Source organism: Blastomonas sp. RAC04 (assembly GCF_001713435.1).
GTDB classification, from domain to species: Bacteria; Pseudomonadota; Alphaproteobacteria; order Sphingomonadales; family Sphingomonadaceae; genus Blastomonas; species Blastomonas fulva.
Genome location: NZ_CP016460.1, coordinates 752,742 through 776,127, shown reverse-complemented (window position 1 = coordinate 776,127; position 23,386 = coordinate 752,742). Strand labels below are relative to the sequence as shown.

21 protein-coding genes are annotated in these 23,386 nt (G+C 62.4%); 6 read left to right on the top strand and 15 right to left on the bottom strand.

Annotated elements, in window-relative coordinates; translation table 11 throughout:
* Nucleotides 1-28 precede the first annotated feature (28 nt).
* Nucleotides 29-556 carry a nuclear transport factor 2 family protein gene (locus tag BSY18_RS04765; protein ID WP_069049830.1) on the top strand — a complete coding sequence of 176 codons (528 nt, stop codon included), beginning with the start codon at nt 29-31 and terminating at the stop codon, nt 554-556.
* A gap of 106 nt (nt 557-662) precedes the next feature.
* Here BSY18_RS04765 and BSY18_RS04760 read toward each other — a convergent pair whose 3' ends face one another.
* From BSY18_RS04760 to BSY18_RS04745, 4 genes are read right to left on the bottom strand one after another with little or no spacing between them, the layout of a single operon-like run.
* Nucleotides 663-1,013, bottom strand: a complete 351-nt coding sequence (locus tag BSY18_RS04760; protein WP_236823450.1) for a DUF1330 domain-containing protein — start codon at nt 1,011-1,013, stop codon at nt 663-665.
* The gene (locus tag BSY18_RS04755) at nt 985-2,103 is read right to left on the bottom strand and encodes an NADH:flavin oxidoreductase (protein ID WP_069049828.1); all 1,119 of its coding nucleotides are present in this window, start codon (nt 2,101-2,103) and stop codon (nt 985-987) included. Before BSY18_RS04755 ends, BSY18_RS04760 begins: the two co-directional genes overlap by 29 nt.
* Complete coding sequence (locus BSY18_RS04750) at nt 2,100-3,380, bottom strand: MFS transporter (protein ID WP_069049827.1); 1,281 nt, start codon at nt 3,378-3,380, stop codon at nt 2,100-2,102. The genes BSY18_RS04755 and BSY18_RS04750 overlap by 4 nt, the downstream gene beginning before the upstream one ends.
* Complete coding sequence (locus BSY18_RS04745) at nt 3,377-4,120, bottom strand: SDR family NAD(P)-dependent oxidoreductase (protein WP_236823449.1); 744 nt, start codon at nt 4,118-4,120, stop codon at nt 3,377-3,379. The genes BSY18_RS04750 and BSY18_RS04745 overlap by 4 nt, the downstream gene beginning before the upstream one ends.
* A 280-nt stretch (nt 4,121-4,400) precedes the next feature.
* Here BSY18_RS04745 and BSY18_RS04740 point away from each other — a divergent pair, with 280 nt between their 5' ends.
* From BSY18_RS04740 to BSY18_RS04730, 3 genes are read left to right on the top strand one after another with little or no spacing between them, the layout of a single operon-like run.
* Complete coding sequence (locus BSY18_RS04740) at nt 4,401-6,227, top strand: flavin-containing monooxygenase (protein WP_069049826.1); 1,827 nt, start codon at nt 4,401-4,403, stop codon at nt 6,225-6,227.
* Nucleotides 6,224-7,603, top strand: a complete 1,380-nt coding sequence (locus tag BSY18_RS04735) for an aromatic ring-hydroxylating oxygenase subunit alpha (protein WP_150126207.1) — start codon at nt 6,224-6,226, stop codon at nt 7,601-7,603. Before BSY18_RS04740 ends, BSY18_RS04735 begins: the two co-directional genes overlap by 4 nt.
* On the top strand, nt 7,600-9,402 hold the full coding sequence (locus BSY18_RS04730) for a thiamine pyrophosphate-binding protein (RefSeq protein ID WP_069049825.1): 1,803 nt from the start codon (nt 7,600-7,602) through the stop codon (nt 9,400-9,402). The genes BSY18_RS04735 and BSY18_RS04730 overlap by 4 nt, the downstream gene beginning before the upstream one ends.
* Nucleotides 9,403-9,426: 24 nt before the next feature.
* Here the strand turns inward: BSY18_RS04730 and BSY18_RS04725 are convergent, their stop codons facing one another.
* From BSY18_RS04725 to BSY18_RS04690, 8 genes are read right to left on the bottom strand one after another with little or no spacing between them, the layout of a single operon-like run.
* On the bottom strand, nt 9,427-9,954 hold the full coding sequence (locus tag BSY18_RS04725; protein ID WP_171900172.1) for a MarR family winged helix-turn-helix transcriptional regulator: 528 nt from the start codon (nt 9,952-9,954) through the stop codon (nt 9,427-9,429).
* Nucleotides 9,951-10,595, bottom strand: a complete 645-nt coding sequence (locus BSY18_RS04720) for a cytochrome b/b6 domain-containing protein (RefSeq protein ID WP_236823448.1) — start codon at nt 10,593-10,595, stop codon at nt 9,951-9,953. Before BSY18_RS04720 ends, BSY18_RS04725 begins: the two co-directional genes overlap by 4 nt.
* Before the next feature lie 16 nt (nt 10,596-10,611).
* The gene (locus BSY18_RS04715) at nt 10,612-10,920 is read right to left on the bottom strand and encodes a high-potential iron-sulfur protein (RefSeq protein WP_069049822.1); all 309 of its coding nucleotides are present in this window, start codon (nt 10,918-10,920) and stop codon (nt 10,612-10,614) included.
* Nucleotides 10,921-10,934: 14 nt separating this feature from the next.
* On the bottom strand, nt 10,935-12,275 hold the full coding sequence (locus tag BSY18_RS04710) for a DUF1552 domain-containing protein (RefSeq protein WP_069049821.1): 1,341 nt from the start codon (nt 12,273-12,275) through the stop codon (nt 10,935-10,937).
* Nucleotides 12,272-13,981: a DUF1588 domain-containing protein gene (locus BSY18_RS04705; protein WP_069049820.1), complete on the bottom strand. Its 1,710-nt coding sequence runs from the start codon at nt 13,979-13,981 to the stop codon at nt 12,272-12,274. Before BSY18_RS04705 ends, BSY18_RS04710 begins: the two co-directional genes overlap by 4 nt.
* Entirely contained in the window at nt 13,978-15,207 is a 1,230-nt protein-coding gene (locus BSY18_RS04700; RefSeq protein WP_216094718.1) for a hypothetical protein, read from the bottom strand. The genes BSY18_RS04705 and BSY18_RS04700 overlap by 4 nt, the downstream gene beginning before the upstream one ends.
* 17 nt (nt 15,208-15,224) lie before the next feature.
* Entirely contained in the window at nt 15,225-16,016 is a 792-nt protein-coding gene (locus BSY18_RS04695) for a hypothetical protein (RefSeq protein ID WP_083231307.1), read from the bottom strand.
* 3 nt (nt 16,017-16,019) lie between these two features.
* Nucleotides 16,020-16,475: a c-type cytochrome gene (locus BSY18_RS04690; protein WP_069049818.1), complete on the bottom strand. Its 456-nt coding sequence runs from the start codon at nt 16,473-16,475 to the stop codon at nt 16,020-16,022.
* 210 nt (nt 16,476-16,685) lie between these two features.
* On the opposite strand from BSY18_RS04690, the gene BSY18_RS04685 reads away from it, so the two are divergent.
* Together BSY18_RS04685 and BSY18_RS04680 are read left to right on the top strand one after the other, a co-directional pair.
* Nucleotides 16,686-18,095 (top strand): aldehyde dehydrogenase family protein, encoded by a 1,410-nt coding sequence (locus tag BSY18_RS04685; RefSeq protein ID WP_069049817.1) that lies wholly within the window; start codon nt 16,686-16,688, stop codon nt 18,093-18,095.
* 22 nt (nt 18,096-18,117) lie between these two features.
* Entirely contained in the window at nt 18,118-19,713 is a 1,596-nt protein-coding gene (locus BSY18_RS04680; RefSeq protein ID WP_069049816.1) for an SMP-30/gluconolactonase/LRE family protein, read from the top strand.
* Nucleotides 19,714-19,755: 42 nt separating this feature from the next.
* On the opposite strand, the gene BSY18_RS04675 is transcribed toward BSY18_RS04680, so the two are convergent.
* The 3 genes from BSY18_RS04675 to BSY18_RS04665 form a co-directional block, all read right to left on the bottom strand.
* Nucleotides 19,756-21,024 carry an amidohydrolase family protein gene (locus tag BSY18_RS04675; RefSeq protein WP_069049815.1) on the bottom strand — a complete coding sequence of 423 codons (1,269 nt, stop codon included), beginning with the start codon at nt 21,022-21,024 and terminating at the stop codon, nt 19,756-19,758.
* A gap of 95 nt (nt 21,025-21,119) precedes the next feature.
* Nucleotides 21,120-21,908, bottom strand: a complete 789-nt coding sequence (locus BSY18_RS04670; protein WP_069049814.1) for an SDR family NAD(P)-dependent oxidoreductase — start codon at nt 21,906-21,908, stop codon at nt 21,120-21,122.
* Nucleotides 21,898-23,295, bottom strand: coding sequence for an aromatic ring-hydroxylating oxygenase subunit alpha (locus BSY18_RS04665; protein WP_069049813.1), 1,398 nt, complete (start codon nt 23,293-23,295; stop codon nt 21,898-21,900). The genes BSY18_RS04670 and BSY18_RS04665 overlap by 11 nt, the downstream gene beginning before the upstream one ends.
* Nucleotides 23,296-23,386: the final 91 nt, after the last annotated feature.

The following is a 23,386-nucleotide window of genomic DNA, read 5'->3' as shown; positions in this document are numbered from 1 at the left end:
TATCCGGCGCAATCGTCAGGATTGCTGCATGAAAATGACGATCGAAGACATTATTGCCCGCGAGGAAATCCGGGCCTGCATTGCTCGTGTAGCCCGCGGCGAAGACAGGAGAGACGCCCTCATGATCGAGTCGTCCTTCTGTGCGAATGCGCGCCTTGATTTTGGCGTCTTTGCTGGTGCGTTCGCAGACTATCTGTCTTGGGTTATCCCAGGATCGGAGGCCATCAGCAATACCCAGCACCAGTTGGGCCAGAGCCATATCGAACTTTGCGGCGATACCGCGTTGGTTGAGACGCAGGTTACTTCCTACCACCGCATCGACTACGGCGCTGGTGAAGAACATGATGTAGTCATTGGCGGGCGCTATCTTGACCGGCTGACACTAAGGGAAGGTTTCTGGCGGATCGCAAGCCGGACGATGCTATACGACTGGCATCAAGACTGGGGTAAGTCCGTCGACTGGTCGCAAGGGCTCCTGGGTATGCAATTTAGCGCCCCGCATTTTTCCGGCCGCGCAAAGGGCGACTGGAGCATGGATTTTTTCAATGCAGATTGAGTGTCTTGACCTACAGAGTTGACATCATAGCCACATTTACGAGTGCCCAGGATAAGGTAACATGCCTGGCGATACGAACCAACGACCATGCCGAGAGTCATCTGGCTCAGCTTCCCAAGCCGTCGATAATGAAGGCGCGATAATCGCTGGCATTCAGGCGGTAAGGTAATGCGGCCTGATACTCTGCACTGTTATACCAGGCCCTGGCTTTCGCCATGCTCGGAAATTGCAGGATCACCGTCCCATCCGGTGCCTTCCCTTCCAAAGCCTCCGTCGCGCCATAAACAGCGAGCGGCTTGATACCAAAAGGCAAAGAGGAAGGCACGCTTTGCCGGTTCATCGCCTGATAAACCGACATTTGCTCAGGATCGTGCGGCGGCTGATCCCGGATGAACACAACATAGGCAGGCATCACATTATCCCTCTGCTCATACAAAGCTGGCAAGCGCTTGGACATCAAACGGGCAAAGCTCATCCACGCGGCCGTGCTGCACCTTGCTTGCCCAGTCAGGATCAACAATCAGCGCTCGTCCGACCGCAAAAAGGTCGAATTCTCCACGCTCCATCCGCGCGACCAGCCGATCAAGGCTGGCCGGTTCGGAACGCTCACCGGAAAAGACATTGATGAAATCGCCCGACAGGCCGACCGAGCCGACACTTATGGTGGCAGCGCCGGTCAGCTTTTTGGCCCAACCGGCAAAGTTGAGTCCTTCCGGGCCATCTATTTCGGGAAATTCCGGGGTCCAGAACCGTCGCTGCGAACAGTGCAGAACATCGACACCCGCTTCGACAAGCGGCAACAGCCAGTCGGCCATCTGCGCAGGGGTTTCGGCCAGACGCGCGGAGTAATCTTGCTGCTTCCACTGGCTGACGCGCAATATGATCGGGAAGTCCGGCCCGACCGCCACGCGAACAGCGGCAATCATCTCAGCAGCAAAGCGCGACCGCTGCTTCAGGGTCGCACCGCCATACCCGTCGTCTCTCAAATTGGTGCCACTCCAGAAAAACTGGTCGATCAGATAGCCATGCGCGCCATGCAGTTCGATGACGTCGAAGCCGAGCCGCTTTGCGTCCGCAGCGCCTTTTGCAAAGGCCGCGACGGTGTCGGCAATGGCCTCCTGGGTCATCGCAACGCCGCGCGGAAAGCCGGGAGCTGAAAGACCGGATGGGCTTTCAACCGGGCTCTCGGGTGCCCAATCGCTGGTCTTGCTTTCGACCGAAGACGCATGCCAGAGCTGCGGGCCGATGGCACCGCCTGCTCGATGAACTGCCTGGGCAACGGGCCGCCACTTTTCCAGTGCGGCGCCGTGAAAGAAGGGAATACCCGGCTCGTTGCGGGCAGCCGGTCGGTCAACCACTGTTCCTTCGGTCAGGATCAGGCCGACGCCACCCCTGGCCCGGCGCTCGTAATAATCAACATGCGCGGTGCCTGGCATGCCGCCTGTCGCGAAGCCTCGGGTCATCGGTGCCATGACAATACGGTTGCGCAGGGTCAGCTGACCCAAGCGCACCGGTTCGAACAGGACATCGGTGTTGCAATGTGTCATGTGCTTTTCTCGCTTATGTCTTTGCTACTTCCCCAAACCGGATATGCGCCGAGCGATATGATGAGCCCGCTGCTCACGATTGACGCGACAATGCCGATCACCAGGAACGGGTCATAAGAGCCATAGCTGTCGAATATCAGACCTGCAGCGACAGGCCCGAGCCCGGAACCCGCCGCGATCAGGCTGGCCATCACACCGAACATCGCGCCGAAGTTGCGCAAGCCCCCATAAGCTGAGGTGAGATAGCTTGCGACCTGAAGCTTGGTTCCGGCCGAATAGCCGTTCACCACCATTGCTGCGACGATGATTGGAGGGGAAAGATTCGGCAGCAGCAGCAGGGCGAACGCCACCGTCGTCATGCCCAAAGTGAGGCCGCCGACCCAGCGCACGTGATAGCGATCCAGCAATGCGCCGGTAATCAGCTTGCCCGCAATACCGGCAAAGCCTGCGATGCTGGAGTAATAAGCGGCAGCGGTGCGGGTTATGCCGGTTGCCCGCAAAATCTCGAACTGGTGGACGTTGAGCGCGATCGTTACGACCATCATGATGAATGTCGAAAGGCCGATGCGCCACAGTGCAGTATCACGCCATGCCTGCGCAATCGACAGGCCCGGCACATCGAGCAGCGGCCCCTTTGCCTTTTCTCCCGTCATTGCTTGCTTCGATCTGGCGATGGCATAGCCATCAATGAAGAAGAACAGGCAGATCACGAACGTGAATGCGCCCCCACCCAGCCCCAGCCCGATCCACGCGCCGCGCCAGCCGTAGGTGTTGATCAGCCAGTCGGTCAGCGGCGGGAATATGATCTGCGCAACCGCCGTACCCGATAACGTGAGGCCGAGCGCCATCCCCCGGCCTTCCTTGAAGACGCTGGAAATCGCGGCTGTCCATACGGTGGATTTTATCATCACCCCAGCAAAGGCATAGACCGCCCACAACATCATCCACTGAACGGGAGATCCGTTTGCCAGGCTGAAGCTGCAGATCACAAGACTGGCAAAGACGATGCCGACCAGTGCCATCCAGCGTGTTCCCCAGCGGTCAATGAGCATTCCGAAAAACGGCGACATCGCAAAGGTCAGCACCGCCGTGATCGACGCCCCCGATGCCTGAAGCGCCCGTCCCCAGCCAAATTCATTGCCCAGCGGCTCCATGAACAGGCCGGTGGTCACGGATACCATGGCGCTGAACCCGAAACCGGCGGAGGCCGCCATGACCAGCGGCCAGTGCTTGCGAAACTCTCCGGGTGAGACGTTAACTCGCTCAGCTATAGTCATCCTGCCGTTATCCCATTGTCCATCTGGATGATCGCCCCGTGGAACCCGCGCGCCGCATCGGATGCGAGATATGCGATCATTTCGGCCATATCCGCGACCTCGACCAGTCCCCTGATCGGGCGGAAACGCGCGAGCAATTCCGCATCGGCTTCGGCGGGCGGCACGAAACTCGCGCCGATTGGGGTGGCCATTCCGCCCGGAGAAATCGCGTTGATGCGGATCGGCTGCTTCAAGAATTCCATTGCCCTCGACTTTGTCATCTGCACCAGCCCTGCCTTTGACGCGCAATACGCCGCAGCATAGGCCTCGCCGATATGCGCCGCGAGCGACGCCACGTTGACGATTGCGCCGTTGGATTTCAGCAGGTGCGGAATGGCAGCCTGGCTGAGCAGGAACGGCGCGGTCAGATTGACGGCCAGTACCAGGTTCCAGTCCGCCAGCGGCATATCATGGCTGTTTGCCAGCCTGAGTATCCCGGCGACATTGCACAGCGCATCCAGTCTACCCAACCGGTCCACCGCTGCTGTCACGCAGGCAGCGCAATTTTCCGCGACGCCAAGATCGGCAATATGCACGACGGCTTGCCGACCCGATGTCTCGACGAGTGCGGCAGTCTGTGCAAGCCCATCGGCCTTGATATCGACGATGCACACATCGGCGCCAGCCCTCGCAAGCGCAACAGCTGTGGCTTGCCCCAGACCGCCGCCCGCACCCGTTACCAGCGCCGCCTTTCCTGTCATGTCCGATGGCATTCCCACAAACGCCTCCCAGTTGCATTTGTACGATGCCGCCATCGTCGCCAATTTCGCTGCTACCGAGCCATCGTCTTACAGAAGCAAGGGCCGGCGCAGGGGGATAGTTTGAGCAAAGGCTTCTAAATCGCCGGCGCGATGCGGCGCTGTCCCCGCATGCCAGTGCTTTACCGCACCGGCGATTTCACCCGCGCAAAAGGGCTTTCAGGTGGATTCGCCACCGCGCCCGATACATGACGATGCCCTGCATGAAAGACCGAGACACCAGATGACCTGCCAGCCAACCACCACCCCGCCAGCCGATGGAATCGATTTCGGCGCCTTGCGCGAGAAGTATCGCGTCGAGCGCGAGCGGCGGCTGCGCAGCGAGGGGCAGGCACAATATGTCCGGCCGACAGGCGCATTCGTGCCCGACTATTCGGTCGACCCCTACAAGCCGGTCGAACCGCGCGCACCCATCGACGAGGACATCGAGACGATCGTTCTGGGCGCCGGCTGGGGTGGCATCATGGCGGGCCATCATCTCACTAAACAGGGTGTTACGGACTTCCGGAACATCGATACCGCAGGCGACTTTGGCGGCGTGTGGTACTGGAACCAGTATCCCGGCGTGCAGTGCGACAACGATGCCTATTGCTACCTGCCGTTCCTCGAAGAAATGGGCTTCATGCCTTCGCGGAAGTTCACCGATGGCCACGAGATCCAGGCCTATGCCCGCCAGGTCGCCGAACGGTCGGGCTTTGCCGAACGGGCGCTTTTCCACACCCAGGTCACCTGCCTGACCTGGGACGATACTATCCAGCGCTGGCGGATCACCACCAATCGCGGCGACACCATCCGCGCGCGCTTCGTGATCGTCGCATCGGGCGTGCTCAACATGCCCAAGCTGCCCAATGTTCCTGGCATCGAGCAGTTCAAGGGCAAGATATTCCACACGTCGCGTTGGGACTATGGCTACACCGGCGGCAGCTACGGCAACCCGCAGCTGGACAGGCTTGGAGACAAGCGGGTCGCCATCGTCGGGACCGGGGCCACGGCAATCCAGACGGTTCCGCCACTGGCACGCCACGCCAAGCATCTCTACGTCATCCAGCGCACGCCCTCGACCGTCGACAAGCGCCCCAACCCGCCCACCGATGTGCAATGGGCCAGCTCGCTCCAGCCCGGCTGGCAGAAGGAACGGATCGCCAATTTCCACCGCGGTGCGCAGGAGGTTTTCCGCCCCGGCGAGGCCGACCTGATCTGCGATATCTGGACCGAAATAAACCGCAACCTCCAAGCGGAGGTCGCAGCTTTGGGCCGCGAGCTGACGATGGACGAATTCCTCGCCAAGCGCGAGGAGATGGATTTCCGTGTCATGGAGCGGCTGCGCGCGCGCTGCGACGAACTGGTCGATGACCCCGAAACGGCCGAGGCGTTGAAGCCTTACTACTACCACATGTGCAAGCGTCCGCTCTCCAGCGACGAATACTATCCCGCGTTCAACCGCCCCAACGTCACGCTTGTCGACGTGTCTGAGACGCAGGGGCTAGAGGCGATGACCGCGGAAGGCTTCATGGCTGGCGGGGTCGAGCACGCGGTCGACTGCATGATCTTTGCCAGCGGCTTTGAGGTGACGTCCGATCTCGAACGGCGCTGGAGCATCCCGGTTTTCGAGGGCCGCGACGGGCTGTCCATCTATGACCACTGGCGCAACGGCCCTTCGACGCTGCACGGAACGATGACCCACGGTTTCCCGAACATGGGCTTTATCGGGTACATCCAAGGCGGCATCAATTCATCTGTCACCGAGCATTTCGGCAGCCAGTGCGCCCATATTGCCTGGATCGTCGGCGAGGCAACACGACGCGGGGCGCGGGTGGTTGAGCCGACCAGCGAGGCACAAGCGGCCTATGTCAGGGCCTATACTGAAATCCGGATCGACGTTTCGGCGATGCAGGCGCGCTGCCCGCCTGGCTATTTCAACAACGAGGGTGAAACAATGCCCAAATGGGCGCTCTTCCCCGGCTGGGGCCATGGCTGGGATCATTTCGAGGCGATGCTGGCGCAATGGCGCGAGACTGGCGCGATGGAAGGGATGGCGTTGACGGCATGAGCATAAGCAACATCACGCCGGCAGATCTGGATGCCGAACGCGCCGTCACGTACGGGACCGAGCCGTTTCTCTCCGCCGACTACGCGCGGGCCGAGAAACAGCGGCTGTGGCCGCGCGTCTGGCAGATGGCGGGTCGCGAAGAAGACATTCCGACCGTCGGCGACTATATCACCTACGACATTTGCGATGACTCGATCATCATCATCCGCACCGCCCCAGACACCATCAAGGCATTCTATAACGTGTGCGCGCACCGGGGCCGCCAGCTGATCGACGTGCCAGAGGGCAGCAATGGCGTGCGCGGCCATGCCCGCAACTTCATCTGCGGGTTCCACGGCTGGACCTATGACATCGAGGGCCGCAACACCTACATCCTCGACGAGGATGACTGGCATGGTGCCCTCAACCCCGAATGCACCTCGCTCACGCCCGTGCGTGTCGATACCTGGGGTGGGTTCATTTACGTCGACCAGCGCGAGGAAGAGGCCGAGAGCCTTCAGGACTTCCTGGGCGATGCGGGCCGCATCCTGTCGCACTTCCAGTTCGAGAAGATGCGCTACAAATGGCGGCAGTGGTGCATCTATCCGGCCAACTGGAAGACCTCGATCGAGGCGTTCATGGAGCCATACCATACCACCGCAACCCACCACCAGCTGACCGCCTTTGCCGAATTCTACGCCTATTCCAAGCAGTACGGGCTGCACAGCGTATCCGGCTTCGACCAGCGCAAATCGGCTGAAACCACCAGTCAGGGCGGCTCGGTCAGCCGCGCCGGCAAGGGCGCCGACCCGCGCATCTCGACATACGAGCTGGCACACGAGAACTACACCACGATCAACTATGCCGCGTCCACCGACACGCTGATCAACGCTGCACGAAGATTGCAGGACGAGTTGCCCGAAGGATCCACCGTTGGCGAGGTGATGGCGCACTGGATGGCTTCGGCAAAGGCCGACGACGCCGCGCGTGGGGTCATCTGGCCCGAAATCCCGCCCGAAGTCATGGCAGAAGCTGGCCTCGCCTGGACGCTGTTTCCCAACCAGAACATCCTGCAGGGTGTGACATTCGCGCTGGCCTATCGGGCGCGGCCCTATGGCGACAACCCCGACCTGTGCATTTTCGAGGCTTATGCTCTCGAACGATTTCCCGATGGCGAAGAGCCTGCGACCGAATGGGTCATGGCCGAGCCGACCGAAGAGCAATGGGGCAAGGTCCTCGCCCAGGACTTTGCCAACATGAAATGGGTGCACAAGGGCATGAAGTCGCGCGGTTTCAAAGGCGCGCTACCCAACCCGCACCAGGAACAGAAGATTATCAACGCCCACCGCAACCTTGCCGAGTTCATGGGAACCGGCGGTCCGAGGATTATCACATGAGCTATGAAGACCCCCAGCCGGCTAACACCAAGCCCGTCACCGCAACGTCAGAACTGAAGGTCAAGGCAGGCGGAACGCCGGTCTACAAACGGATTCTGGATCTGCTGGAGGCCGAGGGCATCAAGACCCTGTTCGGCATTCCCGACCCCAATTTCGTCCATCTGTGCCTGGAGGCCGAAGCGCGGGGATGGACCGTGGTTTCGCCGCATCATGAGGCCGCAGCCGGCTTCATGGCAGAGGCAGCCTCACGGATCACAGGCAAGCCTGCGGTCTGCTTCGGCACATTGGGCCCGGGCCTCGCCAACATGATGCCCGCCATCCAGTGCTGCAAGGTCGAGAACTCGCCCGTGATCTTTCTGGGCGGCCAGCGCGCCCGCGTGACCGAACGCCGCGTCCGGCGCGGCCGCATCCAGTTCGTCCGGCAGGAGCCGATGATCGAGGACAGCGTCAAATACTCAGGCGCGATCGAATATGCAGACCAGACCGACGAAGTGATCCGCGAAGCGATCCGCGTTGCGATGTCCGGCACGCCGGGACCTACCTATGTTGAATACCCCTCGCACATCATCCTTGAAGAACTCGACGTACCCGAGGTGCTGCCGCCGCACCGCTATCGCCTGACCAACCAGGGCGCGGACGGTGACCGCATCGCGGAAGCCGCCGAGCTGATCCTGAAGGCTAAGAACCCGATCCTCCTGGTCGGGCACGCGGTCCACACCACCAAGTCCGGCGATGCCGTGCGCGAGCTAGCCCTGAAGATGAACTGCCCGGTCATCCAGACATCGGGCGGTACCAGCTATATCAAGGGCATCGAGGACCGCACGTTCCAGTACGTCTTTTCCGATGCATCAATCGAGGCGGTCGAGGCATCGGACCTTGTCGTTGCGCTGGCCACGGAGCTGGGCGAGCCGGTTCATTTCGGCAAATGGCGGCACTGGTATGCAGGCGAGGCCAACCGCAAGTGGATCTATGTCCAGCAGGATCCAACGGCGATCGGCGTCAACCGGCCGATCGACGTGCCGCTGGTCGGCGATGTCCGCGCGGTTGTGCCGCAGCTGACCCGCGCGCTGGGCGAAGGCCGCGCGGCGGGCGAGGATCTCGCCCGCTTCATGCACGATGGCCAGGCGGAGCTCGACGAACTCGCCGCAGAATCACTGACCAAGAGCGACGGAACCGGCAATGTTGCGGTCCACACATCGCGGTTCATCGTCGAGGCGACCAAGGCCTTCCCCAAGGATGGCATCATGATCCGCGATGGCGGGGCATCCGTGATCTTCGGATGGACCTATAACCAGTGCAAACCCAATGATGTCATCTGGAACCAGAATTACGGCCATATTGGCACCGGATTGCCCTATGCGACCGGCGCCATGCTGGCGGACATTGCCGAGACCGGCAAGACCCGCCCCGGTATGCTGGTGACATCCGACAGCTCCTTCCTGTTCCACATCGCAGAGCTGGAGGTTGCGGTTCGCCGTAACCTGCCATTGGTCTGCATTGTGGCGGTCGACTTCCAGTGGGGGCTGGAAGTCGGCGTCTACAAGCGCACCTTCGGTCAGGGCACGGCGGAGACCGGCACCCATTGGAGCGACAAGGTGCGGTTTGACAAGATTGCCGAAGGTCTGGGCGCCTATGGCGAGTACGTCGCGACGGCAGACGGGATCGGCCCTGCCATTGCCCGCGCCTATGCGCGCGGCGGGCCGACTGTCATCCACGTTCCCATCGATCCCAAGGCCAATTCCGAGGAAATGCCCAAATACGACAAGTTCCGCACCTGGTACGCCGAAGGAACCCAGTAAGCCGCTTCCGGCGGCTTTCCTGCCTCAATCCGGAGTAGGAAAGCCGCCAAAATCCTTGAGCATCGCGACAAACTGATCGACCTGCCGCGGCGAATAGCGACCAAGTTTCGACAGGATGTCGCGCGCCATGGCCGCGCGCGCCTCACCACAGACCCGCTCACCAGCCTCTGTCAGAACCAGGGCAGTGCGACGCTTGTCGTGCGGATCCTGCTCGGCGTGGATCAGGCCGGCGTCCTGCAACCGCGTGATTTCCTTGGTGATCAGGCTGCGGCTGACCTGCAGCGCCGATGCTAGTTCGACCGGATAGACCAGTCCGCCCTGTAGCAGGCTGAGGATGAAGGGGGATTGCTGGGAGATGCCATGCTTCTGCGCGACCTTCTGCGCGGCGGCGCGGATCGGCCGCTGGGCAAAGACCAGGCCCTCGATGATCGCGCGCAGGTCCTGCCACTGCGCATCGTCGAGCCCGGCGGCGGGTAGCGGGGCATGGCTTTCCTGTTCGTGCCTTGCCGAAAGGACACGCGCGAGTATCTTGTCCCTGGGTTCTTTTGTCACAGCCACAAGCCGTTGCTTACACTCCACGCGAGCAACACTGCAACCCCGGCGGCGAAAGTCGCGGCGACCATTTTCGAAGGACGTGGTTCTGCCATCGCCTCATCTATTTGCCGATCTCGTCCGCTGATCATGGGTGTCAGATAGTCCCTGCGCCTTGCCAACAAGTAGAACAGCACGGCAGCGACATGCAGGCCGGTGAGCCAAAGCAAGGCGTTGAAGGATGCCTCGTGCCAAGCAGCAGCGGCCCGGCCGGTATCGAACGAGACCAGGAAGGACAGCGGTCCCGATTCAAGCCCGTCGACATCGGTTGCAAACAGCCCCGTGCCAATTTGCGCACTCAGCGCCAGCAGCATCGCAACGACACTCAGCGCAGACAGCGGAGAGTGACCCACTGATGGCTGGTGCAGCCTGCCGCGCAATTGTGCCACCACTGCGCCGGGGCCCTTGACGAACGACGCGAACCGCGCGGTATCGCCGCCGATCAGACCCAGGATCAGGCGGAACGCGAGCAGTGCCAGCATGCACAGGCCAGACCTGTAGTGCAGGTCCATCCGCCCGTTTTCCGCGCTCCACCATGAGAAGGCGAAGCAGCCAACCGCCAGCCAATGGAAGCTTCTGACAGACAGGTCCCAGACGCGCACGCCCCTTGACATTGCCTTACCCGGGCTTCCGCGCAAACGACCCGCAGACACCGCCGGCAGCAACCGGACCCCCGGTCAACAGCTGGCACGTACCGCAGGCGCCGCTGCCGGCAGTGAAAAAGGCGCATTCGCGGCACTGCTTGCCCGCATCGCCCGACACGTCAACATAGCCGAGCGAGCGCCGCCGGTTGCGCTGACTAAGGCCGAGGGTTGCCGGGTCGTAGCATCTGGCTGGTGCGGCCTGTGCGAAGACGCTTGGCGACGTCGCAGCGAGCATCACGAGCCCGACCTGGGCGATCAGGCCGCGCCGTGCGATCAGAGGCATGTCACTCGCCACCGTCAAGCAACCAGTTCGCTGATGGTCTTGCTGGTCTCAAGGCTCTTGGTGCCCCAGCGGTCGAGAGGCACGCCCATCACCTGCTGCAGCGTCAAGCCGACGCGGCTGACCGGTGACCCCAGACCATCCACATAGATACCGGTCTTCAGCTTTCCACCGCCGCTGCCCGCCGTCATCATCGGGATGTTGTCGATAGTGTGGAACTTGGCAAACTCGGTCTCCGAATGGGCCAGCACCAGGGTATTGTCGAGCAGGGTCCGGTCGCCCTCCTTAACCTGATCGAGCGCGCCGACGAAGTAGACCCAGGCCTCCATGATCCTGGTGAGGAAGTAGGTCGCCTCGGGCTGATAGCCCAGCGTGTTGTCCAGCGGCTCCTCATGGGTCAGCTGGTGGTGGGTGATGGTGCTGCCTATCCGCGTCAGCGACGACGCGCCGTTGTTGAACATCATGTTGAACACCCGGGTCTGGTCGCAGGCTAGCGCCATTACCACCAGATCCGCCATCAGCTTGTGGTTGATCAGAACATTTTCGATCTCGGCATTAACCGCGCGATTGGGTGCGCCTTTGGGAACGGCGCACGATTGCAATGGTTCGGGCCTGGTCAGTTCGACCTCGAGCTGGTTTTCCAGCTGGCGCACAGAGGTGTAATACTGGTCGAGCTTGTGTCTATCTGCAGCCCCGACCATCTTTTCCAGGTCCTTGCGCTGATCAGTGACCGAGGACAGCACGCTCCGACGCGCCATGACCAGCGGATCGGGTGTGAACACGCTGTTGTTGGGGTCCTTGAAGCCAAGTCCGAAAATGCGCTCGTACAGCCCGGCAGCCGACACCTCCGACGGGTTGAGATTGCCGCCGCCCCGTCCGCTCAGCGAATTGCGCGGATCGCCGGACGATGACATCTCAAGGCTGCGGAAGCGGGTGCGGGTACCGATCAGGTCGCTAATCGTGACATCGAAGCTTTCGCCTGGAAGCCCGCGTTCGGCGGTCAGCGCTCGGCCGGTGCGGATCGCCGGGCCACCCGAGGAGTGCGGCAGATTGGGCGCACCATCGAGCGGCACGTTGAAATTGCCCAGAACGTTGATCTTGTGCGCATAGTCGCGGATCGGAGCCAGTTCGGGCTTCAGATCGTAATTCGGACCGGCGACATCGGGAAACCATCTGGTCGGATTGACGCCGAGCCCCCAGAACCACGTTCCGAAGCGCACCGGAACCGGCGCGCCGGTCGCTGCCAGCGCCGTGCCATTATTGTCGAGAAAGGCATCCAGCAGGGGCACGCCTACCGCCACCGCTGCGCCATTGAACATGCCCTTGAGTGCGGTACGCCGCGTCAGCCGCTGCTTCATCGCCTTTGCTCCTTCTTGGAAAAGTTCAGTGCAACGGTGGTCGCAGGCGTGCCCAAGGCCGGGTCCGGCCGGACCCGGAACGCCTCGGGCATCGTTGCGATCTTCAGGAAGAGGTTCCTGATGCGATAACCGCCTCCGGCAAAGCCGTTCATCAGCGATTCCACCTGCGCTTCGTCATCTGCGGGGTGCCCGGTAGCATATTCCAGCGCCCGCGAGGCAAGGCACATCGTGGTGTCGGGACTTTCTGCCAGCGCCTTGCCAAGGCCCGATGCGCCTTCGAACTGCGCGCCGTCCATGGCTCCTGAAATATCGATTGGCGTCGCGTTTTCGGCGGTACGGAAGGCACCGATGCCGTCGAAGCGCTCGAGCGTCAGGCCGATCGGGTCGGTTATCTTGTGGCAGGCGGCGCAGACCGGATCGGTGTTGTGCGTGGTGAGCCGGATGCGCGCGGTCGGCATCGCCTTGTTGGCAACGTCCTGCACGGCGGTGAAGTTGACGTTGCCTGGCGGATTGGGCACCGGCTGGCACATCAGCACCTCACGCACCGCACGCCCCCTGAGCGTCGGCGAACTGCGTCCGGAGTGTGAATAGATTGCCAGAAACCCGGCCTGGCCAAGCAAACCGGCGCGGTCGCTACCATTGAGAAATTCATACGGCTCCCAATCTCGGCCGGACTGTACCGGCACCTGGTACAGCGCGCCGAGCGCGCGGTTCATCACCGTGCGCGGCGTTGTGAACAGGGCGCGATAGTCGCCGTCGTCGACCAGCAGGTGGTTGGTAATCGTTCGCAGGGTCTGTTCGGGAAGGGCCTGGGCAACATCCGGCGTGAAATACGGATAGATCACCGGGTCCTTGGCCAGCTCGTCGAACTTCTCGAACAGCAGCATGTCGGCAAAGAATGCGCGGATGCCCTGTTCGAAGCGCGGCGAGTGCACCATCCGGCCTGCCAGCGCTTCCAGCTCCGCCTGGCTTTCCAAGCGCCCCTGCTCCGCTGCCTGCAGCAACATCTCGCCCGGCGTGGTGTTCCAAAGCACGAAGCTCAGCCGAGCGGCGCGCGAATAGCTGTCGAGCTGCCACGCACCGGGTTCGTCCGGGTCAGGGCGAGCGGTCTCGACAATATAGAGGAACCGTGGCGAGACCAGCATGGCAGCCAGTGCAAGCTCGAGCCCCTTGGTGAACGATCCCGTCGCCCGGCTGCTGCGTCCGGCGATGTCGACGAACAGCGCCTTTTCCGCTGCGCTGGGGGGGCGCCGGAACAGATAGCGCCCGATCGGCGTCAATATCCGCGCGGCACAGCCATCGTCGAACACCGCGCCATTGGCAGGCGTGCACGTGACGAACTGGGGACTATGCGCGGCGTCGAACACCTGTGCGGCGATGCCGCGGCCGATCGCATCGAACTGTTCAAGTCCCGCGGGCGAGATGCTGGCATCGCTGGCACCGCTCGCGATCAGCTCGTGCGCAGGGCGGACGATGGGCTCGAACCTGCCCGCCACCCGGATGTCGGGGCCGAAGATATCGGCAATCGTGTTGCGATACTGCGCCTCGGTCAGGCGGCGCATCCCGACGATGCGGGGGCCTTCAAAATCCGGTGCGCTGCTCGCCTGCGTCTCAGGGCCGGTCAGCGCCTGCAGGGCACTTCCAGCGCCAACGACGCCCGCTCCCAGCAGGGCGAGGGTCAATAGGGTCGAAAGTCTGATCTTCATGGCTGCATCCCTTGCCCAGACGTTGCCTCTGCCCCCGCCCCCGCCCCTGCCCCTGCCCCTGCCACGTCGTTGACATATGCAGGGATGGCATTGACTTGCATCGCGCTGGATACAGCGGTGCACTGCCCGGTCTTCGGGTCAGGAATGCCGTCGGCCAGCTTTTTGAGTGTCGCCAGATGCGACGCGCAATCGATACCTGCGCTCACCGCCGCCCCCAAGCCGCCGATCGCGGGACTCTGTATCTGTTCGAAAACCGGCCGGTAGCCACCGATCAGCCCGCTCAAGGACCCATCGGGTTTGAACTGCAGCTTCAATCTTCCTGCCCGGAAGGTGAATTTGGTGCGATGACCCCGGATGTCGCGGGCACCGCCCTGGCCCCAGGTCTGGGTCAGGATGATGTCCGCCGGGCGCGTGATCAGCACGCCATCGACAATGCTGCCCCTGAGGGCGTTGCGGTTGCGCGGTGCCACATCGCTGATGGTGAAGCTGGTTCCGCGCAGGAACTGCCCCTTGGTATCCAGTACCGGGCGATCGGGAGTGTTGCCATAAATCACTTCGACATCAGGATCGTTCTCGAGGCTGTCCACGCCGCGCAGCAGCAGCACCTGGGTCCATTCGCCCGATGCAAAGAACTGGCGGTGCCCCCGCACCAGCTCGCCTTCTGTGCCATCACGCGAGCGTCTTTGGGCGAGGCATCCCATGGCGCGGTATTCCTGGTTGTCGATGCCCGTCTCACCCGAAGGCGAGGTGAATTCCTCATGGGTACAGCTTGGCGCACCGCCATCCAGGTCAAGCCCCCAGCTGACCTTGCTCTGCACGGTCCTGAGCAACGGACGGTCGAAAAGGTCTGGCTGTGAGCAGATGTTGGTGCCATTTGGGCCAAAGGCCTCGGCCTGCCAGCGGTCCTTCAATTCGGCCTCGTTCTCCTGACGAAGCAGCCGCGTGCGCTCCTCGGGCGGGCGAGCTTCCAGATAGGCTTCGCGCATCGTGGGTGACAGGCCTTCCGGACAGGCGTCCATGCCCGGCACGATTGGCGCGTAGAACTGGTCCACGACGAAACCCATCGTGCCGTCTGCAGGCGGCCCGGGCAGGCGCGCCGAACCCTCGCCGGCTCCGTCCTGCGCGCCCAGATGGGCCGCACTGGAAATGCCGAAGACACCCAGCGCAAGAACGGTTGCCGCTTTATGGCGCAGGCGAATGGCGCCACCATGAAATGTTGAAACCATAAAGTCGATATTCCCCATCATGGCCGCAGCGCGGTCGCGCCCGGGGGCAGCGATCGTCCCGTTGCGCCGACAAACACCGGCTGTCCGGCGAACGTCCACTGCGGCTCGTCCCCCGATGCCTGCACTTTCCATTTGCCGATTCCCTGGCTTGCCAGGGCTGCGGCCAGCGGGGTCCAACCTGTGCAGGGGTCCTTGCAACTGCCGGTAAACAGCGGTCGCCCCGCAGCATCGGCCAACAGGTATCCGCCATCGGCATAAACGGCACTCACGCCTGGCGGGGCGACGACCTGCGGCGGTGGAGGCAGATATTTCAGCGTGTTCCACGTGAGGCCTTCGGCGCCCTCGAAGGCCGTCGAACCAGGCCTCTCCCCCTTGCGGATGAAGACCATGTGCCAGCCCTTGTAGACCCATTGCGGCCCCATTGGTCCGCGGATGACCGTCCAGTCGGGCGCCTTGCGGTTATCGATCATCGCTTTGGCATCATGGCCCGGCGCGTCGGGAAATCCGATATCGGGCACCATGCCCTTTGGTACCAGCACCGGCTGCCACAGCTTCAGGCAATCGGCAGCACAATAAAACGCAGCATCTGGTGCCCAGCGCAGCACCGTCCGCATGTCCAGACCGTACAGCGTTCGCCCCTTCGCATCGGTATAGACGGGCACCGGCAGCGCCCGGTTGATCGATATTCCGGAAGGGAGCTGGGTGGTGGTCGCGGGCGGGATGGGCAGATCGGCAGGCTGTGCCCATGCAACTGTTGCTCCGGTCGCCAGCAGGGCACCGGCACAAATATGGGCGAGCGCGCGTTTCATGTCTCAGTCCACCTTCGACCGAAACTGGTCGTGACACGCCTTGCAGGTCGCCCCAAGCTTGGCTGCCTCGGCGCGGATGGTGGCCGGACTGCCCTTGGTGGCTGCCGCAAAAAAGCGGTCTGCCGCAACCGAAAACGCATCCTGCGCGGCCCGGAACGGCTTTGGCTTGGTCCAGATTTCTGCCTTGGCGTTGGTCTTCAAGCCTGCGCGCGGTCCAGACCCTGCAGGGAACAGCTGGTACTGTGCCTTGGCCGCATTGCGGATCTGGCGGGCGGACTGCGCAATCAGGACAGCCTGGACATCTCCTCCGCGCAGCCCGTCGTTCACGGCCTTGAAGGCAGCGCCGAGCTCGCGATAGGAATCGATGCGGGATTTCACGATATCGGCGGAGACCGCGAACGCCGGAGCAAAAACGAGACCCGACGCCAGCGCGATCATGACACCTTTTCGTATCGACATCTGCAAGGCTGCTCTCCTTTCTGACGACTGGAATCGTTCACTTGGTGAACTATCTCGCACAGCGCTTGGACGGCAGCAAGCCCAAAATGCGTCTTGCCGATCTGGACAGGGGCAGCGCCTTGAACGTCGCTGGGGCGATGTCGGCAGCTGCCGGTGACAAGCATGACGCCACCGGATAATGACAGCGTATCATTTTTTGGAGACGCCGAAATGCGCAGCTGCACCCAGTTCTACATCGACGGCCAATGGGTTGACCCTGCGATCCCGGCTACCGCCGATGTCATCAACCCGGCAACCGAGGCGGTGTCCGGCACGATATCTTTGGGGTCTGCGCAGGATGTGGATGCCGCTGTGGCCGCCGCGCGCCGGGCTTTCGACGCCTGGTCGCACAGCAGCGTCAAGGACAGGCTGGACCTGCTGCGCGCGATCCAGGTCGTTTATGCCCGGCGCATGCAGGAGCTCGGCGAGGCTGTTTCCGAGGAAATGGGCGCGCCGCTTTCGCTTGGCTGCGGCTTCCAGGCCGGCCTCGGCGCAGGACATCTGCAGACCGCGATCGAGGTTCTGGAGACTTTCCGGTTCGAAGAGCAGAAGGGTCCGACGCTGATCGTCCGGGAGCCGATCGGTGTGTGCGGCCTGATCACGCCATGGAATTGGCCGCTCAACCAAGTCACCGTAAAGGTCTTCCCGGCGTTGGCCACGGGTTGCACCATGGTGCTCAAGCCCCCTCAGCTCGCGCCGTATTCGGCCCAGATCCTCGCCGAGATCATGCATGAAGCGGGAACGCCTGCGGGTGTGTTCAACATGGTGCAGGGCCAGGGCAGCGTTATCGGAACGGCGCTGTCGAGGCACCGGGATGTCGACATGATCAGCTTCACCGGATCGGAGCCGGTCGGAATCCAGATCACCAAGGATGCCGCCGATACCGTCAAGCGGGTCGGGCTGGAGTTGGGCGGCAAAAGCGCCTGGGTCATTCTGGACGATGCCGCCATGGCGGAAAATGTCGCAGCGGCAACGGCGGGCATGATGGTCAATGCCGGCCAGACCTGTTCCGCAGGATCAAGGCTGCTGGTCCCGCGCGCTCGCCTGAATGAGGCCCTGGCTGCGGCGAGGAGCGCGTGCGAAGGCGTCACCGTGGGCGATCCGCACGCCGATGTTGCGATGGGGCCCGTGGTCTCCAAGGCGCAGTGGACCATCATCCAGGATTATATCCAGAAAGGTCTGGACGAAGGCGCGACACTGGTCGCCGGCGGTCCGGGACGGCCCGAAGGGCTGACCCGCGGCTTTTATGTGAAGCCCACTGTCTTTGCCTGCACCAACGATGCCGTCATCGCACGCGAGGAGATATTCGGGCCGGTGCTGGTGATTATTGCCTATGATGATATCCATGATGCCGTGGCTATTGCCAACGACAGTGTCTTCGGGCTGGGCGGCTATGTGAGCGGGCAGGATCGCGATACCGCGATCGCCGTTGCCCGCCGCCTGCGCACCGGGGCGGTCTGGGTCAACGGCGGGTTCGATTTCCACGCCCCCTTTGGCGGCTACAAGCATTCCGGCAATGGCCGCGAATGGGGCGAGCACGGCTTCCACGAATATCTCGAAATCAAGTCCATCGTTGGTTGATGCCGCCAGAAGGAGAGCTCGCATGACCTGCACGATGAGCCGCTATTCCGGTACTCCTGCCATCATGGCAGAAGGCTGGACATGCTCGCGCCTGACCCCCGCCAGCCGCCTGCATGGCGCAAACGGCATCCGCGCGGCGGCCGATGGCCGCATCTGGGTGGCACAGGTGCCGGGCAGCCTGATCAGCGCGGTCGATCCCGACAGCGGCGCAATCGAGGTCATCAGCCCGATCGGCGGCGACATCGTCGCACCGGACGATCTGGTGTTCGACGAGGCAGGCAACCTGTATTGCACCGAGATCACCGAGGGCCGCGTCAGCATGCGCACGCCCGCTGGCCAGGTTTCGATCATTCAGGGCGACATGCCGGTCGCCAATCCCATCACCTGGCATCAGGGGCGATTGATCGCGGGCGAATGCCGCATGGGTGCGCGCATCATGGAGCTTGACCGCAACGGCGGCGCGCCGCGCATCATCAAGGCCGATATCCCGATGGCCAACGCGTTCGAGGTTGGCCCGGATGGACGGCTCTACGCGCCGGTCATGGGGGCAAACGAAATCTGGGCGATCGATCTGGCAACCGGCGAGCATCAGGTCGTCGCAGGTGACCTTGGCGTTCCCGACTCGGTAAAGTTCGACAGCAAGGGCCGCATCGTCACCACACAGGTAATGTCGGGCCAGGTCCTGCGCATCGATCCGGTGAGTGGCAGCCGTGAGGTTCTGGCCGAGCTTGGTCCCGGCCTAGACAACGTGACTTTTCTAGGCGACCGCATTTTCGTCTCGTCGATTCCCGGCGAGATCACCGAAATCATCGCACCAGGGCAAACGCGATCGGTCATTCCGCGCGCGCTGCAATGGCCGCTGGGGCTGGCGGTGGGTGACGACGGATGCCTGATGGTCGCCGATGGCGGCTTTTCGTACACGCTGACCCATGCTGGCAGTCTCAATCTCGCCTTCATGCTGTTCACCCATAATGGCCCCGGATACGTCCGCGGCGTTTGCAGAGGAAGCAAGCCGGGCGAATGGATTTTCACCACCGGCATGGGCGGGGTCGCCCGCTTCTCTCCGGCGGACGGCGCGATCGAATGGATCACCAGCGGCCATGACCAGCTGATGGATGTTGCCATCTGTGGCGATGCGGTGACTTACGCCGAATACGGCACCGGCAGAGTGCTGAGCGCAGAGAACGGCACCACCACCGAGCTTGCTGCTGGTCTGGACCGGCCCATGGGTATTGCTGTCGATGCGAGCGGCGCGGTCTATGTTGCAGAGGCGGGTGCCGGACGGGTGCTCAAGCTGAGTTGCGGCGGATGCGAGACGGTGCTGGACGGGCTTGAGCGCCCGGAAGGACTTTGCATCAGCGGTGGCAGGCTCCATGTGGTCGATACGATCGCAAAATCGCTGATCCGGTGCGATCTTGCCGGTGACAATCGCACCGTTATCGCCAGCCGCCTGCCAGTCGGTCCGCCCCCGGGGTGCGTCGCCCTGCCCTTTCTGGGACCCATCGGCGACATGTCCGGCCCGATGATCAACTTCGCGGGCATCGCAGCCGGGGCAGACGGAACGCTCTACCTCTCCGCCGACGCGGAGGGCAGCGTGATGGCGATCCGGGCGGGCTAGGCGCCTGCCCGGCCGCGCCCGCTCCGGCAGTGGAACGCCGCGTCAGAACGGCAGGCGGTACATCCGCGTCGCATTGTCCTGAAGCACCTTCTTCTTGGTCGCAAAGTCATAGCCGCCCAGCACATCGACGATATGGGCCTGGACGCCGGGATACAGCGACGTGGGATGCGGGAAGTCGGTTTCGAACATCACATTGTCGACGCCGATAGTTTCCAGCAGCAGCTTGGGGCCGACCTTCTCGAACCAGAAGGTGCAGAAGAAATGGTCGCGGAAATAGTCCCATGGCCGCTTGTTCAGCATGCCCTTCTTGCTGGGCAGCATCTCGTCGAACTGGTGCTCCAGCGCCTCGATCGCGAACGGAAGCCAGCCCATACCGCTCTCGATCAGTCCGATCTTGAGGCCCGGGTGACGATCGAGCCGCCCTGATACCATCCAGTTGCCCAGCGTGGCAGCATTGCCGATCGAGAACATCGTCGCGACCACCGCCAGCGTCTGTTCGAAACCGAAACCGTCCCAAGTGATGGTGTTGGGATCGACCGCGCTGTTGAGGTGAAAATTGATCGGCGTGCCGGAGGCGTCGCACAGCTCAAGAAAGGGCGTCCAGTAATCGTGCAGGAAGCTGGGCACGCCGACGCGCTCGGGCGTATCGGGCAGCACGAAACCGCGAATGCCGCCATCGATGCACCGCTTTGCCTCGGCCATCAGCTCCTGGGGATCCCAGAACGGAAGATGACCCATATTGAAGATCCTGTGGCCGGAATCTTCCATATATTCCATCGAAGCATCGTTGAAGATCTTGACGATGTTGAGCGCCAGATCGGGATCGCCCAGGCTCATCAGCGATCCAGCCTGCGTCACGCCGGAATTCTGGTAACAGATTTGGGCATAGACGCCCATGTCATCCATCGCCTGCAGCCGCTCCTTCATCAGGTGGCCGCCCGGATGCGCCTGTTCGAGCTTGGGGAAAGCCAGCCGTCCCAGCAACTTGTTGTTGTCGGCGCGGATGACGTTGCCGCCCATCGATCCGAAATTGCGGTCACCGACATACCAGCGCTCGACGCCATCCTTGTCGAGGCGGACATGGGGGACCTTGTCCTTGTACTTCGCAGGCGCACGGCTAGTGAACAGGTCCGGGGCCTCGGTGATATGTGTATCGGTATCGACGATCTTGATCCCCGCCAGCGAGGGGTGCAGCCCGCCGGACTGCGACGCATAATCGACTTCGCGGATCACGCCGCCTTCAGTGTATCCTTCGGCGGACCAGTACTTGCGCGCGTTCTCCGCAATGTCCTGCTTGTCGGTGGTAGCCATGGGTGTTCTCCGGGTGAATCCTTGACTTGGTTTTTCGCAGGGATGGCGAAGCGGGGCAACCGAAGGCACAAATCATCGCTGCAGCGGTGATCGGCTTATTCGGGGTCGCTCCACACTGAATTGAGGACGCGCGGCGAGAGATACTTGGTCTTGGTCCAGCCGCCATCGACGGTGATCGTCTGCCCGTTGATCATCTCCCCGCCAGGCGAGCACAGAAAGGCGATGGTGCTGGCGACGTCCTCGACCTCGCTCAATCGCGGGTAGGGCGTGGTTTCAATGTTGACGCGGCGAAAGGTCTCGTCCTCGAAGCGGTGGCGCACCATGTCGGTCATCGTCACGCCTGGCGCGACGCAATTGGAGCGGATACCGCGCGGACCATATTCGCAGGCCATGTGCTCGGTCAGGGACTTGAGGCCTCCCTTCGCGGCGGAATAGGCCCCTCCCCGCTTTCCGCCGATCATCGCGAAGGTCGAGGTCACGTTGACCACGCCGGAACCCGGCTTCATGTGCCCGATCGCCTCGCGGCACAGGCGAAACGGCGCGCGCAGCATGACGCCCAGAAACTCGTCGAGCATCGCATCATCGGTCTCATCGAGCGGCTTGGGGCTGCCAAGCCCCGCATTGTTGATCAGAAAATCGATACGGCCAAAGCGGTCGAGCGCGAGCTGCACGATCGCCTGCGGTGCAGCATCGGCGGCGATGTCGACCGCGATCGTCGCGAGGCGGGCGGGATCCGCAATCGCCTCTTTCAGCGCCGCCAGCTTTTCGGGGTTCCGCCCCACGCCGACAACCGCCATGCCTTGGCCATGCAGCATCCGCGCCGTCTCCAGCCCGATCCCGCTGCCGGCTCCGGTGATGATCGCGACCTGTCTGTCAGAAGTCATAGTCGTGAATCCTGCCATCGAAATTGCCGCCCAGCGTGTGCGTTGCCGAGGCCAGCCTGTCGGCTGGCTTGCCCTCCAGGTGACCGTCGATGATGCGGTTGTAGTTGCTGATCAGCCCTTCGATGGTGCTCGACAGCCGCATGAATTCGAACCCCTTGGCGTGCAGCCCCTTCTGCTGGATCGGGATATTCGAATAATCCTGGCGCGGGATCGGCGGAAACAGGTCGCTGTCATAGGGCAGCGCGGTGGGTTCCATGACAGGCTCGGGCTCTTCGCCGGGCGCGAAATGGGTGAGCGACCAAATCTCGAAGATGCAGCTTTCGGGCCCTGTCGGACGAATGCGATAAGCCGATGTGCTGGTGAAGAACGGCAGCAGGAAATAGTGCGGGAACAGGAACTCGACCGCGTTCAGCGGATCGGACACTGCCAGCGCGTTGAGATCGGGCACGTTTTCACCGCGCGCGGTCAATTGCTCGTGGATCTGGTGCTGGACGATGCCGAACCACGTCATCAGCGCCTGTTGCGGGTCCTCGGGCAGCGGAACATCGGCAAGCTGGCGGGCGATCGCCACCTCCTTTTCATGCACCATGCCGGACATGCCCTCGCTCAGCAGTCCCAGATGCTTGATCTGCGCCTGGATGTTGTCCTTGATCGAAAGATTGGGGTTCATCGGCACACCGATGCCGCCGGTGTCCATGCCATACATCATGTTGTAGAGCATGGGGGCTGCCTGTTGCAGCTGTGGGTGGGTGCGCATGACGTGATAGCCTTCCATGAAGGCCTCCATCGCCGTCTTCCAGTTGGCGGGAAGCTCGGTCGCATACCACCATTCTGCGCGCTGGTTGCTATGCCCGCGTTTTTCCAACCGGCCGAGCACCGGGCCGATGGTATCCGCGAAGCTGGGTGCGTCGTCATCGAAGTTGATGAACACGCATCCGATTGCCTCTTCGTGACGACAGGGCCTGAGCGCAAGATCCGCCTCGTCGAGCTGACGCTCCTCGAACAGATGGCGGCCATAGACGAAGGTGTTCTTGCCCTCGATGTTCCAGCGCCAGCCATGGAACGGGCAGATGAACCCCGCAGTCTTGCAGTTGCCATGCCCGCCCGCCTCGGTCAGGGGCAAACCGCGATGGCGGCAGGCGTTATGGAATGCCCGGATGCCTTTGCTGGTGCGCACGACAATGACCGACTGGCCGAGATTCGAATACTCGATCCAGTCGCCGACATTGGGCAGCTGCTCGGTCCGGCAGGCCATCTGCCAGACATGCGGCCAAAGGTTTTCGCACTCAAGCTTGTAGAATGCTTCGTCGTAATAGCGTTGCGATGGGATGCGGTCCGCTTCGACCACCTTGAACGGAATCGGCAGCTTGGGGTCGGCCTCGGCCATGATACACCTCTCTCCATCGGTCATTTGACGCAAGGATTAGACGCTCACCCGGCACACGCAACAGCACGCGGCTTTAAGCGCCGGAGCGATG

Bases quoted from the DNA above. Each gene is read 5' to 3' on its own strand.
- BSY18_RS04765 (WP_069049830.1), top strand. From the start codon at position 29: ATGAAAATGACGATCGAAGACATTATTGCCCGCGAGGAAATCCGGGCC.
- BSY18_RS04760 (WP_236823450.1), bottom strand. From the start codon at position 1,013: ATGTCCAAGCGCTTGCCAGCTTTGTATGAGCAGAGGGATAATGTGATG.
- BSY18_RS04755 (WP_069049828.1), bottom strand. From the start codon at position 2,103: ATGACACATTGCAACACCGATGTCCTGTTCGAACCGGTGCGCTTGGGT.
- BSY18_RS04750 (WP_069049827.1), bottom strand. From the start codon at position 3,380: ATGACTATAGCTGAGCGAGTTAACGTCTCACCCGGAGAGTTTCGCAAG.
- BSY18_RS04745 (WP_236823449.1), bottom strand. From the start codon at position 4,120: ATGACAGGAAAGGCGGCGCTGGTAACGGGTGCGGGCGGCGGTCTGGGG.
- BSY18_RS04740 (WP_069049826.1), top strand. From the start codon at position 4,401: ATGACCTGCCAGCCAACCACCACCCCGCCAGCCGATGGAATCGATTTC.
- BSY18_RS04735 (WP_150126207.1), top strand. From the start codon at position 6,224: ATGAGCATAAGCAACATCACGCCGGCAGATCTGGATGCCGAACGCGCC.
- BSY18_RS04730 (WP_069049825.1), top strand. From the start codon at position 7,600: ATGAGCTATGAAGACCCCCAGCCGGCTAACACCAAGCCCGTCACCGCA.
- BSY18_RS04715 (WP_069049822.1), bottom strand. From the start codon at position 10,920: ATGCCTCTGATCGCACGGCGCGGCCTGATCGCCCAGGTCGGGCTCGTG.
- BSY18_RS04710 (WP_069049821.1), bottom strand. From the start codon at position 12,275: ATGAAGCAGCGGCTGACGCGGCGTACCGCACTCAAGGGCATGTTCAAT.
- BSY18_RS04705 (WP_069049820.1), bottom strand. From the start codon at position 13,981: ATGAAGATCAGACTTTCGACCCTATTGACCCTCGCCCTGCTGGGAGCG.
- BSY18_RS04700 (WP_216094718.1), bottom strand. From the start codon at position 15,207: ATGGTTTCAACATTTCATGGTGGCGCCATTCGCCTGCGCCATAAAGCG.
- BSY18_RS04695 (WP_083231307.1), bottom strand. From the start codon at position 16,016: ATGAAACGCGCGCTCGCCCATATTTGTGCCGGTGCCCTGCTGGCGACC.
- BSY18_RS04690 (WP_069049818.1), bottom strand. From the start codon at position 16,475: ATGTCGATACGAAAAGGTGTCATGATCGCGCTGGCGTCGGGTCTCGTT.
- BSY18_RS04685 (WP_069049817.1), top strand. From the start codon at position 16,686: ATGCGCAGCTGCACCCAGTTCTACATCGACGGCCAATGGGTTGACCCT.
- BSY18_RS04680 (WP_069049816.1), top strand. From the start codon at position 18,118: ATGACCTGCACGATGAGCCGCTATTCCGGTACTCCTGCCATCATGGCA.
- BSY18_RS04675 (WP_069049815.1), bottom strand. From the start codon at position 21,024: ATGGCTACCACCGACAAGCAGGACATTGCGGAGAACGCGCGCAAGTAC.
- BSY18_RS04670 (WP_069049814.1), bottom strand. From the start codon at position 21,908: ATGACTTCTGACAGACAGGTCGCGATCATCACCGGAGCCGGCAGCGGG.
- BSY18_RS04665 (WP_069049813.1), bottom strand. From the start codon at position 23,295: ATGGCCGAGGCCGACCCCAAGCTGCCGATTCCGTTCAAGGTGGTCGAA.